Source organism: Rhodoferax sp. WC2427 (genome assembly GCF_040822085.1).
Lineage (GTDB): Bacteria > Pseudomonadota > Gammaproteobacteria > Burkholderiales > Burkholderiaceae_C > Rhodoferax_B.
The window spans coordinates 1,936,989-1,952,601 of sequence record NZ_CP162006.1 but is presented as its reverse complement, the minus strand read 5'-3'; the positions used below and the strand labels follow the sequence as shown (position 1 = coordinate 1,952,601).

The following is a 15,613-nucleotide window of genomic DNA, read 5'->3' as shown; positions in this document are numbered from 1 at the left end:
CCGCCTGGTTCGCCCCTTAACGGTTACGGCCACCGCTGCGGCCGCCATTGCCGCCACCACTGCCGCCACGCCGTGGCCCACCCTGGTTCGGCTCCTTGCGTTGGCGCGCCAGGCTGTCGGCACCGATATAGCCCAGCGAAGTTTTCATCGGATCGGGCTGGCCGGTCGGGTCTTTACGGACCGGGCCACGGCCTTTGCCGCCGATCTGGTTGGTCATCAGAGGGTTGGGCACCGCCGGTGCATTGGCTCCCGATGGGCGCGGACCCCGGCCACCGGTATTGCGGCCACCGCGTGTACGGTTGGGCGCTTCCCGTTTATCCAGGGGATTGGGCGGGCGGTGGCTGGGCGCGCGGGCCTGGCGGGGTAGTTCGTCGAATTCGCCTGCAGGGGCCTTGTTGGCCGCCCGGACCAGCGCCTCGATGTCGCGCTCGTCCAGCTCCATCCAGCCACCGCGCTTGAGGCCGCGCGGCAGCAACATGGCACCGTAGCGGATGCGGATGAGTCGGCTCACGGCGTGGCCCACGGCCTCCAGCATGCGGCGGACTTCGCGGTTGCGGCCTTCGGAGATGGTGACCCGGTACCAGCAGTTGGAGCCTTCGCCGCCGCCTTCTTCGATGCTGCCGAACGAGGCCATGCCGTCGTCTAGCTTGACACCGTCGAGCAGGCGCTGCTTTTCTTCCTTGTTCAAAGCGCCCAGTACGCGCACTGCGTACTCCCGCTCCAGGCCAAAACGCGGGTGCATCAGCTGGTTGGCCAACTCACCCGAGCTGGTAAACAGCAGCAGGCCTTCGGTATTCAAATCCAGCCGACCGACCGACTGCCACTTGCCTTGGTACAACTTGGGCAGGCGGCGGAACACGGTAGGCCGGTTTTGCGGATCGTCGTTGGTCACCACTTCGCCGACCGGCTTGTGGTATGCAATCACACGGGCCGGCGGCGGTTCGATGCGGAAACGCACCGGCTTGCCGTTGACCTTGACGGAGTCGCCGAACTGCACGCGCTGGCCGATATGCGCGGGCTCGTTGTTGACCGAAATACGGCCTTCCAGGATGAGCTGCTCCATTTCCAGGCGCGAGCCCATGCCGGCCTGGGCCAGCACCTTGTGCAGCTTGGGGCTTTCGGCCTGGGGCAGCAGAACCCGCTTGGCAGGCGCCAGGTCCGGCACCTCTTCGTCGGCATCGAACTGGCCAGACACCACGTCCAGAAAGCGGTTGCCCTCTTCGGTTGTTTCAACGGGAGGGGGCAGCGGCGTAGATGCTTCAGGGGTGTTCATGGGGTATCTCGGTTATCGGGGTATCCACCGTCTCGGTAGGCCCCTCGGGGGGAATCGGGGAAATCGGGGCAAGCTCCACCAGGGTGGGCTCATCGGTACGGGTCAGCGATGCCAGTAGCTCGGCGCGCTGCACGGGGTCATCTGCCACCGGCAGCTGGTCCAGGGAAGACAGGCCCAGATCGTCCAGAAACTGCCGGGTGGTGGCAAACAAGGCAGGGCGGCCCACAGTTTCGCGGTGGCCAATCACTTCGATCCAGCCCCGGTCTTCCAGCTGCTTGATGATCATGGCGCTGATGGTGACACCGCGGATTTCTTCCATGTCACCCCGTGTGGCGGGCTGGCGGTAGGCAATGATGGCCAGGGTCTCCAGGGTGGCGCGGCTGTAACGCGGAGGCTTTTCGGGGTGCAGGCGGTCCAGGTACTCGCGCATTTCGGGTCGGCTCTGGAACCGCCAGCCGCTGGCCACCTGCACCAGCTCAACACTGCGCTGGGCCCAGTCGTTTTGCAGGTCCAGCAACAGCGCCTTTACCGTATCGGCACCCAGCGCGTCTTCAAACAGCACGCGCATATCGCGCACAGGCAAGGGCTGCTGCGCGCAAATCAGCGCAGCTTCGAGGACGCGCTTGGCCTCTGCCGTGTTCATGGTGTGTCAATATTCCGGGAAAACATGCCTGGGACGGCACAAAATCGATAGCGTGGGTTTCAAATTGCAGCCAGCCCTGGACTCTGTGTGCAGGGTGTCGCAAAAACCAGCGAGCGTCAGAACTACTGCCTGAGCTTCAAAACGCTTTCACCCATTGTAACTGAGACCCCACCCGGCCAGCGCGGCGCGCATATCGGCGGGCAGCGGCGCATGGAATTTCAATGCCTCGCCGGTGATGGGATGCACAAACGCCAGTTGCGTCGCATGCAAGGCCTGCCGCACCAGCCCCGCGGCCGGAGATCCGCCGTACACCACGTCACCTACCAGGGGGTGCCCGGCAGAAGCCATGTGCACCCGGATCTGGTGGGTGCGGCCGGTGTGCAGCGTGCAGCGCACCAAACAGCCCTGGTCGAAGTTGTGCAGCAAGGCGATATCGGTCCGCGCCGTTTTTCCGCCCTGCGTGGCCAGGTCCACCACGGCCATCCGCAGCCGGTTGCGGGGGTCACGGCCAATCGGCAGCTCAACAGTGCGATGGACAGAACCGGTCCAGGGCTTGTGCGCCAAGGCCAGGTACTGGCGGCTCACCTCGCGCGCCGCAATCAGCGCCACCAAGGCGTCCATGGCAGCCCGGGTGCGCGCCACCACCATCAGGCCGCTGGTGTCTTTGTCCAGGCGGTGGACAATGCCGGCCCGTGGCAGCATCTGGGCCTGCACGTCGCGCGCCAGCAGGCCGTTGAGCAAGGTGCCGCTCCAGTTGCCCGGCGCCGGGTGCACCACCAGGCCGGCCGGTTTGTGGATGACGCGCAGGTGTTCATCTTCAAACACCACGTCCAGCACCATGGCCTCGGGTTTGAAGGCCTGGCTTTGCAAGGTAGGGCGCAACTCAATCGTGCCGACCTCGCCCGCCCGCACCTTGGCCGACGGCTTGGTGGCCAGGCGACCCTGCAAGGTCACCGCCCCCGACTCGATCAGCTGCTGCAAATAGCTGCGCGAAAACTCGGGCACCAGGTCCACCAGCGCGCGGTCCAGCCGCCCGCCATGCTGCGCTTCGGTGATGGCAAGGGGGCGCAGCTCGCTCTCCAGGACAGAATCCAGGCCGGATTCCGCCATCTCCGGCGCGTTTTCGGCCAGCTCTTCGGCTGCGGGGTCGGTCGATATAATCAAATCGCTTAGTTTCAAGAAAGTAGCCAGTGATGTTTCGTTCTAGATTATCGGTGTTCCCCAGCCTCTTGGCGGTCGGTATTGCAGCGCTCCTGTCAGCCTGCGCTACGGTAGAAGCCGATAAAACCATTGGCTGGAGCCCGAACAAGATTTATTCGGAGGCCAAAGACGAAATGACCTCCGGGTCGTTCGACAAGGCCGTGAGCCTGTATGAAAAGCTTGAAGGCCGCGCTGCAGGTACGCCCCTGGCCCAGCAAGCGCAGATCGAAAAAGCCTACGCCTACTACAAGACCGGCGACAAAGCCCAGGCGTTGGCCACCCTGGACCGCTTCATCAAACTCCACCCGTCCAGTTCCGCCCTGGATTACGCCCTGTACCTCAAGGGCATCATCAACTTCAACGAAGACCTGGGCCTGTTTTCGTTCCTGAGCCGCCAAGACCTGTCCGAACGCGACCAAAAAGCCGCCAAGGAATCTTTTGAGTCCTTCAAGGAACTGACCACCCGCTTCCCGGATTCGCGCTACACCCCCGATGCCCGCCAACGCATGGTCTACATCGTGAATTCGCTGGGCAAGTACGAAGTGCACGTGGCACGCTACTACTACAGCCGGGGTGCCTATGTGGCCGCCATTAACCGCGCCCAGGCCACCTTGGCCGACTACAGCAATGTGCCCGCCGTGGAAGAAGCCTTGTACATCATGGTCAAGTCGTACGATGCCCTGGGCATGACCCAGCTGCGCGACGACACCCAGCGGGTCTTGACCCTGAATTACCCCAACAGCGAGTACTCCGCCAACGGCTTCAAGGCGAAGGACTCGCCATGGTGGAAGTTGTGGTAGCCGGACGCAGGCCCTCCAGGGCTTCTTGAAACTCTGCCTCGGTCTTTAGCACCCGCATGGGGGGCAGCGCCGCACGGATGCGCTTGCCATAGCCCATGGCCACCAGCCGGGTGTCGCACACCACCAGTACCCCCCGGTCGGACTCGTGCCGTATCAGACGGCCCGCGCCCTGCTTGAGCGCCACCGCCGCCTCGGGCACAAAGTAATCCATGAAGGGGCTGCCGCCCTCGGCCTCGATGCGCTGGGTGCGCGCCTCCACCACCGGGTCGTTGGGCGCCGGAAACGGCAGCTTGTCGATGATGACCAGCTGGAGCATCTCGCCCGGCACGTCCACCCCCTCCCAAAAGGAGGCCGACGCCACCAGCACGCATCCCGGCAGGCCGTCCGCACCGCCCTGGCGCAAACGCTCCATCAAGCGCCGCTTGGGCCACTGGCCCTGCACCAGCACCTCGATCTCCGCGCTGCCTGCCAATGCAGCCTGCATACTGTCGCCAATGGTGCGCAGAGCGCGCAGCGAGGTGGTCAACACCATGGTGCGTCCGCCCAGTTGCCGGGCCGACGCAATCGCCAGAGCCGCCACCTGCGCGCTGTGCGACGGGTCGCTGGGCTTGGGCAGATGGCGCGGCACATACAGCGCGGCCTGGGCGGCGTAATCAAACGGGCTCTCCACCCGCAAACAGGTGGCGTCCTGCAGGCCACAGCGCTCGGTAAACCAGGCCAGGCGTGCATCGTCGCCCAGGGTGGCCGAGGTAAATACCCAGGACTTGGCCCGCGCGCCCTCGGTAGGTGCCAGCAAGCGGGTTTGCACCGCCTGGGCGATGTCCAGCGGCGATTCGGTCAGGCGCAGCTGCTGGCCCACATCCAGCCAGCGCACCGATGCCGGTTCACAGGCCTCGGCAAACTGCTGCACGCGCTCGGACAAACCCACGGCGCGGGCATGCAGGCGCACGAAGTCGGGAGACAGCTCGGTCACGGTGTCCAGCGCCGTAATCGCCTGCCGCAGGGCCGCCACCACGTCGGCCATGGCGTCGCTCCACAGCGCCTCCGGCACCTCATCGGGTGCCGCGCCCGACCAGCGCAGTTTGCTGCCCGCAGGCAGCTTGCCGACCACCAGGCGGAGCTCGCGCACCGCCCGCTCCAGCGCCAACACCACCTGTTGCCAGTCCACCAGACCGCGCGCCTGCTGCAAGCCCGCGGCCAGCATGTCGCGGCCAAAGTCCAGCCATTGGCCGGTGCTGAGGTGGGTGCCCAGAAACTGCACGCCGGTTTCGTTGAGCTGGTGCGCCTCGTCAAAAATGGTAATGCGGGCCGTGGGCAGCAGCTCGGCCATGCCGGACTCGCGCACCGCCAGATCGGCGAAAAACACATGGTGGTTCAACACCACCACATCGGCGGCCAGCGCTTCGCGCCGCGCCAGATTCACATGGCAAGCCCGGAACTGCGGGCATTGCGCCCCCAGGCAGTTTTCGCGGGTGGAGGTGACCAGCGGCACCAGCGGCGAGCGCTCGTCCAGATCCGACAGCTCCGCCAGGTCCCCGCTGCGCGTGGCCTGCGCCCATTGCTCGACATGGGCCAGGGTTTGCAGCAGGGGGCGCTCAAAATGGTGCTGCTCCGAGCGGGCCTGGCCCAGGCGGTGCAAGCACAGATAACTGCCCCGCCCTTTGAGCAGCGCCGTGCGCAGCGGCAAGCCCAGGGCCGTCAACAAGCCCGGCAAATCACGGCCAAAAAGCTGGTCCTGCAAGGTTTTGGTGGCGGTGGACAGCAGCACCCGCTCGCCGCTGAGCAGTGCCGGCACCAGGTAGGCAAAGGTTTTGCCCACCCCGGTACCCGCCTCGACCACCAGCACACCGCCCTCCTCTATGGTGCGGCCGATCGCCAAGGCCATGTCCAGCTGCCCTTGCCGGGGCTGGAAGTGGTCGGCCGTGCGGGCCAACGCGCCCTGCGGCGCAAACGCCTCGCGCACCTGGCTTTGCAGATCCATCAGGCGGGCTCTTTGGGGTCCAGGGCCATTTCCAGGCGCGAAATCTTGTCGCGCAGGGCCAGGCGGCGCTTTTTCAGGCGCTGCAGCATCAATTCGTCCAGCGGCTTGTGCTCGACCAGGTAGTCGATCGTGGCATCCAGGTCGGCGTGCTCCATGCGCAGCTCGATCAGTTGGCGTTCAGGGGAATGGAGATTGGCAGTCAAGGCAGTGGTCTAGGTAACGTGAAACAACTTTCGTGGCTCGGGGTGCTCTGCACCCGAGTCCATGAAAGTTAGGAGGCAAGCCGCAGGGGATAAACTGGGGTTTGCCATTATGAGCCGCGCCATTTGCGCCAACCACCAGCGAAGCATTGCAGCATGACCCCAGGTTTCAAGATTACGGCTTCGACGGGCCTGCACAAGGGCGATCGCGACTACCAGCAAGACCAGCTGGCGCTGATCAGCCATGCGCGCGTGAACGGCTGCATCCTGGGCGTGGTGGCCGACGGCATGGGCGGACGCAGCGGTGGCCGCAAAGCCTCCGACCAGGTCATGATGACGGCCAAGCAGCTATTTGAACGCTTCGACCCCTACACCGACGATGCGCCCAGCATGCTCAAGCACATCATCGAAGAAGCCCACCTGGTCATCAAGCTCACGGCCATCTCGGCCGAAGAAGAACCCCACAGCACCGCGGCCATGTTTGTCATCCAGCCAACGGGCCAATGCTTCTGGGCACACACCGGCGACTCGCGGATTTACCACTACAACCAAACCCAACTGGTAAAGCGCACTCTGGACCATTCCTATGTGCAAACACTGGTAGACCACGGCGAGATCACCCCCGAAGAAGCCAACAGCCACCCCGACTCCAACATTTTGCTGGGCTGCCTGGGCACCGAAGCCGACCCGCCGGTAGACATCCACATCATCCCGCAGGTCTGCCCCGGAGACGTCATCATGGCCTGCAGCGACGGTGTGTGGCATTACTTTTCCGAGAGCGAGCTCGGCGAGGTGCTGTGCAGCATGCCCCCCAAGGAGGCCACCGTATTGCTGATGGAAACCGCCCGCACCCGGGCACGTGGCACTGGCGACAACCTGTCGATGATCGTGGTGCATATCGGGGCGCTGTAGGAGGGTATCGGCACGGCGCGACATCGTCAGCGGTTCAATACTACATTTTTAATAGCTTCTTACGCTGATGGAATAAGCGTGAAGTGCCAATTTGTTGCACAAATGGGGAACCCGAGAGGCGCTTAGGTTCTGTGACCTTGGATCGGTCGCCACCCCACAATCCCACAGGCTGGAGCGGCCAGTTAAAATCAGACCCCGACGACAACGCGTCGCCAACCAAGCACAGCCCGCCAGCAGCCTGTCGGGCTGTCTTTTTTTGCGAAGACACTCCCCATGCAAGACCACTACGCCGCGCTCGGCCTGTCCGCTTCCGCGACGCTGGCCGACATCAAAAAGGCCTACCGCCAGCGTGCCGCGCAGTACCACCCGGACCGCAACGCGGCGGCGGATGCCCCGCAGCTTTTCCGCGCGGTGCAAACCGCCTACGATGTGCTGAGTGACGAAGAGCGCCGCAAGACCTACGACGACAACCGCCGCCGGGGCCTGCTGGACGACCCGCTGGAGACCGCACGCGAAATCTGGCACACCTATTTGAATGAAGCCCTGAAATGAAACTCTCCCGCTACTTTGCCAACCATGCCCGCGCCTACGATGCCGAGATGGACGATCTGGTGTCCGACTCCGAAGGCAAGAACGTGCTCGACAAGCGCCTGAAAGAAAAGCGCAGCCAGCTCGAATTCTTGCTGGTGATGATGGACGACAGCCCCGAAATGCTGGCCGCCGCCTTCCACCAGGGCTTTCGCTTCCCGAGTGCCAAGGCCATGGACCTGCTGGTGGCGCTGGAGCCCGAAGAGTTCCCCGCCTGGGACCAACTGGGCCGCACCATCACCCTGGCCCCTTGGGCCCAGGCGATGGCCGACCGCGTGCTGCTGGAGCCCACGGGCGAACAGTTCATGGTGATCGCCGCCTGCCTGGAATACCTGTACACCCGTGCCGACGACCGCAGCGCGCCGGTGGACGAGGATGAGGACGACGAAAACGACAACGACATCGACCCCGAAGAGCAAGAAGCCCGCGACCGCGAAGACGCAGGTGCCGCGTGGATGGAAGAACAAGGCTTCGACCCCAAGCCACCCAAAGGTTGAAAGGCCAAAACGCTATGCATTACCCCGCCATCATCAAAGCCCAAAGCCTGATCCTCGCTGGCGACATCGTCGGTGCCGAGGCCGCCCTGGTCACCCTGGCCGACGAGGAAGGCGACCACGCCCTGGTAGTGGCGCTGGACCAGCTGCCCCCCAAAGACCTGCTGGCCGTGATCCGCGAGTACGACCCGTCCAAAGACTCGGTCATCAACCTGCTGGTCACGCCCGAGCAGTTCTCGCGTGCCGTGGTCATCGAAAAGCAATACAAAGACCTCACCCACGCCCACCTGCGCGGCATGATGAACTCGGTGATCTTTCGGGACGACAACGACCCGGTAGAGTTTTTGCGCGCCATTGGCGAGCGCGAAGGCGGCTGTGATGCGCTGGCCGACTACCTGGCCGACCACTGGGGCCGGGTCGAGAGCTTTTTGCGCACCGGTACCTTTGAAGCCTCCGAGGACACCGGGGCGGTGCTGTCCGAGGCGGAGCTGGTCCCCCAGATGTACAACGACTTCAAGGTCGACCAGGACGAGATCGCCGACCACGACTGGATGGAATTTACCTGGCTGCTGCGCACCCACTGCCCCGACATCCTGATCGAAGTCATGGTGATCCTGCGCGCCCGCGTCAAGGCCTTTGAGGAAGAAGCCGAGGAAGAAGAAGACGGCCACCACCAGGGCGGCCACACCCCGTTCCGCGAAACCCACGGTGAAGGCGAAGGCTCGCAAAAGAAAGCCATCGACCCCGACGAAGAATCAGCGATCTAAACCATGCAAGACACCGGCATTGCCGTCTACGACCACCGCCCCTTCTTTGAAAAAGCGCTGCGCCATGGCCTGCAGCATGGCCTGATTGACGCGGCCAAGCTGGAGGCCATCCGCAACGACGCGCCCAAGGGCATGGTGCAGATTGCGCGCTACTTTGGCACCGAATTCTTGCGGCCCGAGCTGGAGAAGGCCCGCGAGCGCATGGTCAACCTGATCAGCCTGCACCTGGAGCACGTGAGCGATGGCGACCTGCAGGCGGCGGCCACGCTGCTGCGCGACCACTCCATCCTGTCGCGCTCCAAGGCGGGCTCCGACATGCTCAAGGCCCTGCTGACCCTGCCCGACAACACCCACTTCAGCATGCAGGACAGCGGCGAGTTCCGCGACGAGCTGATCCCGGTGCTGGCCAAGTGGGCGCTCAAACCCCTGCCCGAGATCCAGCTGGAACTGGCCAAGCGCAGCGACATCGAAACCCGCATCGAAGCCGCCATCTGGTGCGCCCAGAAGCTGGGCGTGGCCCGGCGCGAGCTGCAGGCCGCCGATACCGACAGCGAGGCCGTGGTTCGCACCGCCCTGCTCTGCGCCGCCGCAGGCCACAGCCTGATGCCCAACTGGGCGCAGTTTGAAACCCTGGTCAACCTGCTGCGCAAACGCGCCGAGGGTGGGAAGCCACCGGGGTTGGCGCTGCCCAAAGGCCTGCCCGCGCAGTTCCAGCCCGTGCTGCAAGCCACACTGGAGAGCATGCAGGAACACGACCTGCCCAAGATCCTGGACGCCAGCGTCAAACCACGCAAGCTGTTCATCCAGTCGCTGGCCTTCATGGGCCGCTACTTCTGGCTGGACGAGGGTGTGGACGACATCAGCGAACTCGACCGCGCCATCTCCGAGCAGTGGCTCAAGGTGACCCAGCGCCACACCGACGACGGCTCGCTGACCACCCTGTTCCTGTGCATCGCCACCGGCACGGCGCGCAAGACCACGCTGACCGAGACCGCCGCCGCCAGCGTCGTGCGCAAGATCCGCAAAGGCGGCTACCACCCGCAGCTGGCCAGCGACTTCATCCGTGAATACGCCCCGCACGAGCACCACGCCGACTACCAGACGCTGTGGCAAAACTTTGTGATCGAGGCCCAGCGCGACCTGACCGACGAACGCGACACCCGGCTCGTCGAAGCCATGGCGGCCCTCAGGCTGCACTGCAACATCGTCAAAACCACACCCAAAGCGCCCAAGACCCCGGCCAGTGCCTGATCTTTTAAGCATCTTCTTATACTGCGCTCACGAGCACTGATGTAAGCGTAAGCAACATGGCGCCCACCCAGCCCCAGGAACCAGCTTCCCAGCCACCCCGGCAGCGGGGACAGCGCCTGATTTTGATCGCTTGGCTGTTTCTGGCCCTGGTGGGGGCCACCTTGGGATTCGCCTACTACAGCATGGGCGTGCTGTCGGCAGCACGGGCTTTTGTCGGGGGTGAAGGCCTGTGGTCCAAGGCCGAGCGGGATGCCATTTACGCCCTGTCGCGCTATGCCGATACCCGTGACGAGCGCGACTTCCAGGCCTATACCAGCGCACTGAACGTGATTCTGGGAGACCGCCAGACCCGCCTGGAACTGGAAAAACCCCAGCCCGATCTGCAGGTCGCGCTCCAGGGACTGCAGCAGGGACGCAACCACCCCGATGACCTGGACGGCATGGTCAGCCTGTTCCGCAACTTTCGCCAGGTCACCGAGATCGACCGGGCCATCGCGCTCTGGGCCATGGCCGACAGCACCATCGACGAATTGCGGGCGGTCGGCGAACGCCTGCACACCGCCGTACAAGACAAAACCCTGACCGTGGCGATGGCCGACGGCATCCAGGAAGAACTGCACCAGCTCCATGTGCGCCTGGCGCCGCTGGCAGATGCGTTCTCGTACTCGCTGGGCGAGGCTTCGCGTCGCGCCAAGAGCCTGCTGCTGTGGACCATGTTTGTCGCTGCGGCCTTGCTTGCCACCGCCGCACTGGTGTTTTCCCGCCGCCTGGTGCGAGACAGCGAAAGCTTGCAGCAGGCGCTCAGTGACGGTGAGGAGCAGGTGCAAAAAGTACTGCGGACCGCCCCCTTCCCCATGCTTATTACCGAAGAGCGCGACGGCACCATCGTCTACGCCAACCAGCGGGCCCTGGCGCAGTTCAAGATCAATAGTGCAGACCTGCGCCATGCGCAGGCTGCCGACTACTACTGCCACAAAGAAGACCGCACCCGGTGGTTGGAGCGGTTTGCGGGCAACGACAGCGTGCACGACTGGGAGGTCGAACTCAAAGATGCCGAGGGCGGCACGTTCTGGGCCCTGGTCTCCGCCCAGCGCATCCAGTTCCAGGGGCGGGAATGCCTGCTCAACGCGCTGAACAACATTGAGCTGCGCAAGCGGGCCGAAGACGCCCTGCACCACCGCGCTTACCACGACGAGCTTACCGGCCTGCCCAACCGGGCCATGTGCCTGGACGCACTGCGGCGCATCCTGTCCCGGTGCGAACGCAAAAGCATGCCGTTTTCCATCCTGTTCATTGACCTGGACCACTTCAAGGCCGTCAACGACAGTTTGGGCCACTCCGCAGGCGACCAACTGCTGCGGCAAGTCGCCCAGCGCATTGAGTCCTGCATGCGCGGCAGCGACCTGGTGGCGCGGCTGGGCGGCGACGAATTCATCGTGGTGGTGGAAGAACACCTCCCCATGGCGGAACTGCACGACATCGCCGATAAAATTCGCCACACGGTAGAACCCGTGTTCCTGCTATGTGGGCACGAGGTGTACGTCACGGCCAGCATTGGCATCAGCACCTACCCCCAAGACGGCACCGACCTACAGCAGTTGCTTTCCCGAGCCGACAACGCCATGTACCGCGCCAAAGCAGGCGGACGCAATGACGTGAGCTTCTTCACCCCACCCTAAAAATGTCCCACTTCTGGTCCCTCATCCGCCGCTTGCTGCGCTACCTGTTTGCCACCGTGCTGCTGTGCATCCCGCTGGCCCTGGCCTGGGCCGCGTACCAGGCTATCGACGATGCCCCCCTGCTCGCGCCCACCCAGGGCCCGGCCTTCACCCCCAGCCGCATGGCCAGCGCCCAGCGCCTGCTGGCCCGCATCGACCCGCGCAAAACACCCCCCGGCGCACTGCGCACCCTGCAACTGGGCGAGGACGACCTGAACCTGGCCGTGGCCTACCTGGCCAGCCACCGCCCGCAGACCCGCGCCCAGGTGCTGCTGCAGGACGGCAGCGCCATCCTGCGCGCCAGCACGTTTTTGCCGCCCAATCCGTTCGGCGACTACCTCAACGTCCAGGCCGTGCTGCGGGAGACGCCGGGCACGCCCCAGGTCGAACAACTGCTGCTGGGCCGGCTGGCCGTGCCACCCAGGATCGCCAACCAGCTGCTGCGTTTTGGACTGTGGCGGCTGCAAGCCAGCCCCGCATCGGCAGCCGCCGACAGCATCCAGCACGTGGGCGTGCGCAACGGCGTACTGAGCGTGCAGTTCGTCTGGAACGATGCCATCCCGGCCCAGCTGCAGGCCGCCCTGGTGCCCCCCGAGGTGCAGGCCCGGCTACAGGCCTACCAGGGGCGTCTGGTCGCCGTGGCCGCCCAACCCGGACCGCGCAGCCTGAGCCTGGCCACACTGGCGCAGCCCCTGCTGGAGCTCGCCGCTCAACGTAGCAACGGCAGCGACGATAAGAATAGCCTGGCCGACGAGCACCGCGCCGCTCTGGTGACCTTGGCTTTCTATGTGAACGGCAAGGGCATGGCCGCCATCCTGCCCGCTGCGCGCGACTGGCCCCGGCCCGCGCCGCGCACCACCACCCTGGCAGGCCGTACCGACACCGCCCAGCACTTCAGCATCTCCGCCGCGCTGGCCGCCACCGCGGGCAGCCCGCTGGCCGACATGGTCGGGGTGTACAAGGAACTGGACGATGCCCAAGGCGGCAGCGGCTTCTCGTTCAACGACCTGGCCGCCGACCGCGCAGGCACCCGCCTGGGCGAACTGGCCACCGGCCCAGGGGTGCAAAAACTCCAGCAACGGGTCGCCCAAGGCATGACCGACGCCGACCTGCTACCCAAGGTCAGCGACCTGCCCGAAGACCTGCAGGCCGCCGAATTCCAGAAGCGCTTTGGCGGCGTGGACGGCCCGGGCTACAAAAAGATGACCACCGAGATCGAGCGCCGCATTGGCGCACTGGGCTTGTACCGCTGAGCCAGGTTTATATGCCTTTTAGGCCTCCAGCGCTTATTGCATAAGCGTGAGAAGCTCCTATTTTTAGAGCAACGGCTTTCAATGCCCCTGGCGCTTGCGTGAGTCGGGTTCTATGAATTTGCGCAGCAGGCGCAGCAACTCGGCCTGCTCCTGCGGCTCCAGGCCGCCCAGCAGCGTGGTCTGCAATTGCGCCATGCCGTCCACCAGCGAGGTCAGCAGGGCCACGCCCTCGGGGGTCAGCGACAGGCTGCGCTGGCCGCGGGCCAGTACGGCGCGGCTGATCCAGCCCTTGGCCTCCAGCCGCACCGCGATGTCGGCGGTGGTGGAGGTGTCCAGCGCCACCGCCTGCGCCAGGGTGCTCTGGTCAATGCCCGGCTGGTCCTGCAGCGTGCGCAGCAGCGCGTACTGCACGGGGGTGACTTCTCGGCCCAGGTGCTCGTGGAAACTGGCCACCGCGATCTGGTGGGCGCGGCGGATCAGGTGGCCGGGTTGGTCTTGCAGGGCGATCAGGGTGGACAGGGGCATCAGCTTAAAGGTCGAGAACGAGGACTGCTGATTTTGACCGAGAGCAGCAGGGCGTGAACTGGTCGTTGGCAGCCTGCTCTTCCGGGGTCAGGTAGAAGTCCTTGTGGTGGGGCTCGCCCTCCAGCACGCGGGTCAGGCAGGTGCCGCACACGCCTTGCTCGCACGAGACCGGCACATCCACCCCCGCCAGGGCCAGGGCCTGGACGACGGTCTGGTCGGCGGCGATGCGCACCACCCGGCCCGAGCTGGCCAGCTTCACGTCAAAACCCGCGTCGTCCGCCGATTTCAGCACCTCGGCCGAAAAGAACTCGTAGTGCAGTTGCGCCTCGGGCCAGCCGCTGGAGCGCGCCGTCTGCAGCACCGCATCCATGAAGCCCTTGGGCCCGCACACGTAGAGGTGCACCCCCGGCTGCGGCTCGGCCAGCAGATCGGGTAAGGATAGCTTTTGCACGCTGGCGCCATCGTCAAAGTGGAAATGCACATCCGATGCGAAACCCGATGTGCGGATGCGCTCGTAAAAAGCAGTGCGCTCCTGCGCCCGGCTGCAGTAGTGCATCTCGAACGGCGCGGCGCTGGCAGCCAGGCGTTCGGCCATGCACAAAATCGGCGTGATGCCGATGCCGCCCGCCAGCAGCAGGCTGCGGCTGGCACCGTGCGCCAGGGGAAAGTGGTTCTTGGGTGCACTGATCTGCAGCACATCGCCCTCTTGCACCGTGTCGTGCATGGCCAGGGAGCCGCCGCGCGAGGCCGGGTCGCGCAGCACCCCGATCAGGTAGCGGTGGGTTTCGCTGGCATCGTTACACAGCGAATATTGGCGCGTGAGGCCGCCGGGCAGGTGCACGTCCACATGCGATCCGGCCGAGAAACCCGGCAGCGCCGTGCCGTCGGTGGCCACCAGCTCGTAGCTGCAGATGTCCAGTGCCTCCTGCGCCTTGCGCGCCACGCGCACGCTGATGGTGGCCGTGCTCATGCCGCCACCTGTGCGGCTTCGGCGGCCAGCAGCCGGTCAATCACCTTGCGGGCCTGCACGCCACCGGAGTCGATGTTGAGCATCAGCAGCTTGCGTTGCGGGTGGGCCAGCAGGTTGCGCTGCTGCTTCTCCAGCATCTCCAGGTCTTCGCTGAAAATTTTGCCCTGGCCTTCGCGGATGCTGGCGGTCAACTCCGCGTCCTCGGGCTTGAAGTGGCGTGCCATGCCCCAGAAGTACCAGATCGAGGTTTCGGTCTCGGGCGTGATGAAGTCCACCACGATGGAGGATGCCTTGTGCGCGTCGGGCGCCTCATAGCCGCCGTGGCCCGCGTGGGCCACGCCCACCTCGATCATCACGTGGCTGGGCGGGGTGAAGCGGCAGATCTGCCAGCGGTCCACCGGCACGTCGTCGGCCAGGCCGTTGCCGCGCAGCGCCATGCGCCAAAACGGCGGCGCGCCGATGTTTTCCATGTGGCGGCTGGTGATGACTTCGTCGCCATTCACCACCGTCTTGGTGGGGGTCTCATCAATCTCTTTCTGGCCGATGCTGCTGGCGTGCACATAGGTTTCGTGCGAAAGGTCCATCAGGTTGTCGACCATCAGCCGGTAGTCGCAATTAATGTGGAACAGGCCGCCACCGTAGGCCCAGGCCGGGTTGTCGGCCCACTCCAGATGGTGCAGTTTGGACTCGTCCGCCAGGGCCGCGTCGCCGGGCCAGACCCAGATGAAGCCGTAGCGCTCGATGGCCGGATAGGCGCGGATGGCAGGGAAGCCACGCACGCGCTGGCCGGGCATGGACACGGTTTTGCCGTCGCAGCCCATCTCCAGCCCGTGGTAGCCGCAGGTGAGTTTGCCGTTTTCCACCTTGCCCAGCGACAGGGGCGCACCCCTGTGCGGGCAGAAGTCTTCCAGGGCAGTGGCTTGGCCCTCGGGGCCGCGGTACAGCACCAGGGATTCGCCGCAGATCTTGCGGCCCAGGGGCTTGTCGGTGATTTCGTCAGGGGTGCAGGCGACGTACCAGGCGTTTTTGGGGAACATG

16 protein-coding genes are annotated in these 15,613 nt (G+C 65.0%); 8 read left to right on the top strand and 8 right to left on the bottom strand.

Going from position 1 to position 15,613, the window contains the following annotated elements; genetic code table 11:
- Positions 1-16: 16 nt before the first annotated feature.
- The 3 genes from AB3G31_RS09220 to AB3G31_RS09210 all read right to left on the bottom strand — a co-directional run bounded on the left by AB3G31_RS09220 (position 17) and on the right by AB3G31_RS09210 (position 3,026).
- Entirely contained in the window at positions 17-1,273 is a 1,257-nt protein-coding gene (locus tag AB3G31_RS09220) for a pseudouridine synthase (RefSeq protein ID WP_367849883.1), read from the bottom strand.
- Entirely contained in the window at positions 1,260-1,916 is a 657-nt protein-coding gene (gene scpB / locus AB3G31_RS09215) for an SMC-Scp complex subunit ScpB (RefSeq protein ID WP_367849882.1), read from the bottom strand. The genes AB3G31_RS09220 and scpB overlap by 14 nt, the downstream gene beginning before the upstream one ends.
- Positions 1,917-2,063: 147 nt before the next feature.
- Positions 2,064-3,026, bottom strand: coding sequence for an RluA family pseudouridine synthase (locus AB3G31_RS09210; protein WP_367850315.1), 963 nt, complete (start codon positions 3,024-3,026; stop codon positions 2,064-2,066).
- 83 nt (positions 3,027-3,109) lie between these two features.
- On the opposite strand from AB3G31_RS09210, the gene AB3G31_RS09205 reads away from it, so the two are divergent.
- Positions 3,110-3,916, top strand: a complete 807-nt coding sequence (locus AB3G31_RS09205) for an outer membrane protein assembly factor BamD (protein ID WP_367850314.1) — start codon at positions 3,110-3,112, stop codon at positions 3,914-3,916.
- On the opposite strand, the gene AB3G31_RS09200 is transcribed toward AB3G31_RS09205, so the two are convergent.
- Complete coding sequence (locus tag AB3G31_RS09200) at positions 3,879-5,897, bottom strand: ATP-dependent DNA helicase (protein ID WP_367849881.1); 2,019 nt, start codon at positions 5,895-5,897, stop codon at positions 3,879-3,881. The genes AB3G31_RS09205 and AB3G31_RS09200 overlap by 38 nt on opposite strands.
- Positions 5,897-6,100 (bottom strand): YdcH family protein, encoded by a 204-nt coding sequence (locus tag AB3G31_RS09195; protein ID WP_295955150.1) that lies wholly within the window; start codon positions 6,098-6,100, stop codon positions 5,897-5,899. Before AB3G31_RS09195 ends, AB3G31_RS09200 begins: the two co-directional genes overlap by 1 nt.
- A gap of 153 nt (positions 6,101-6,253) precedes the next feature.
- Between AB3G31_RS09195 and AB3G31_RS09190 the strand changes: the two genes are divergently transcribed.
- The 7 genes from AB3G31_RS09190 to AB3G31_RS09160 all read left to right on the top strand — a co-directional run bounded on the left by AB3G31_RS09190 (position 6,254) and on the right by AB3G31_RS09160 (position 13,080).
- Entirely contained in the window at positions 6,254-7,009 is a 756-nt protein-coding gene (locus AB3G31_RS09190; RefSeq protein WP_367849880.1) for a PP2C family serine/threonine-protein phosphatase, read from the top strand.
- A gap of 273 nt (positions 7,010-7,282) precedes the next feature.
- Complete coding sequence (locus AB3G31_RS09185; RefSeq protein WP_367849879.1) at positions 7,283-7,561, top strand: DnaJ domain-containing protein; 279 nt, start codon at positions 7,283-7,285, stop codon at positions 7,559-7,561.
- Positions 7,558-8,094, top strand: coding sequence for a hypothetical protein (locus tag AB3G31_RS09180; protein WP_367849878.1), 537 nt, complete (start codon positions 7,558-7,560; stop codon positions 8,092-8,094). The genes AB3G31_RS09185 and AB3G31_RS09180 overlap by 4 nt, the downstream gene beginning before the upstream one ends.
- A gap of 14 nt (positions 8,095-8,108) precedes the next feature.
- Positions 8,109-8,858, top strand: coding sequence for a hypothetical protein (locus tag AB3G31_RS09175; protein ID WP_367849877.1), 750 nt, complete (start codon positions 8,109-8,111; stop codon positions 8,856-8,858).
- A 3-nt stretch (positions 8,859-8,861) separates the two neighbouring features.
- Positions 8,862-10,109 carry a hypothetical protein gene (locus tag AB3G31_RS09170; protein ID WP_367849876.1) on the top strand — a complete coding sequence of 416 codons (1,248 nt, stop codon included), beginning with the start codon at positions 8,862-8,864 and terminating at the stop codon, positions 10,107-10,109.
- 56 nt (positions 10,110-10,165) lie between these two features.
- Positions 10,166-11,788: a diguanylate cyclase gene (locus AB3G31_RS09165; protein WP_367849875.1), complete on the top strand. Its 1,623-nt coding sequence runs from the start codon at positions 10,166-10,168 to the stop codon at positions 11,786-11,788.
- A 2-nt stretch (positions 11,789-11,790) separates the two neighbouring features.
- The gene (locus AB3G31_RS09160; protein ID WP_367849874.1) at positions 11,791-13,080 is read left to right on the top strand and encodes a hypothetical protein; all 1,290 of its coding nucleotides are present in this window, start codon (positions 11,791-11,793) and stop codon (positions 13,078-13,080) included.
- Between the two features lie 78 nt (positions 13,081-13,158).
- Here AB3G31_RS09160 and AB3G31_RS09155 read toward each other — a convergent pair whose 3' ends face one another.
- Genes AB3G31_RS09155 through AB3G31_RS09145 form a run of 3 tightly spaced genes read right to left on the bottom strand, consistent with a single transcriptional unit; the run spans position 13,159 to position 15,612 of the window.
- Entirely contained in the window at positions 13,159-13,605 is a 447-nt protein-coding gene (locus AB3G31_RS09155) for a MarR family winged helix-turn-helix transcriptional regulator (protein WP_367849873.1), read from the bottom strand.
- Between the two features lie 4 nt (positions 13,606-13,609).
- Complete coding sequence (locus AB3G31_RS09150) at positions 13,610-14,575, bottom strand: 2Fe-2S iron-sulfur cluster-binding protein (RefSeq protein ID WP_367849872.1); 966 nt, start codon at positions 14,573-14,575, stop codon at positions 13,610-13,612.
- Positions 14,572-15,612 carry a Rieske 2Fe-2S domain-containing protein gene (locus AB3G31_RS09145; RefSeq protein ID WP_367849871.1) on the bottom strand — a complete coding sequence of 347 codons (1,041 nt, stop codon included), beginning with the start codon at positions 15,610-15,612 and terminating at the stop codon, positions 14,572-14,574. Before AB3G31_RS09145 ends, AB3G31_RS09150 begins: the two co-directional genes overlap by 4 nt.
- Position 15,613: the final 1 nt, after the last annotated feature.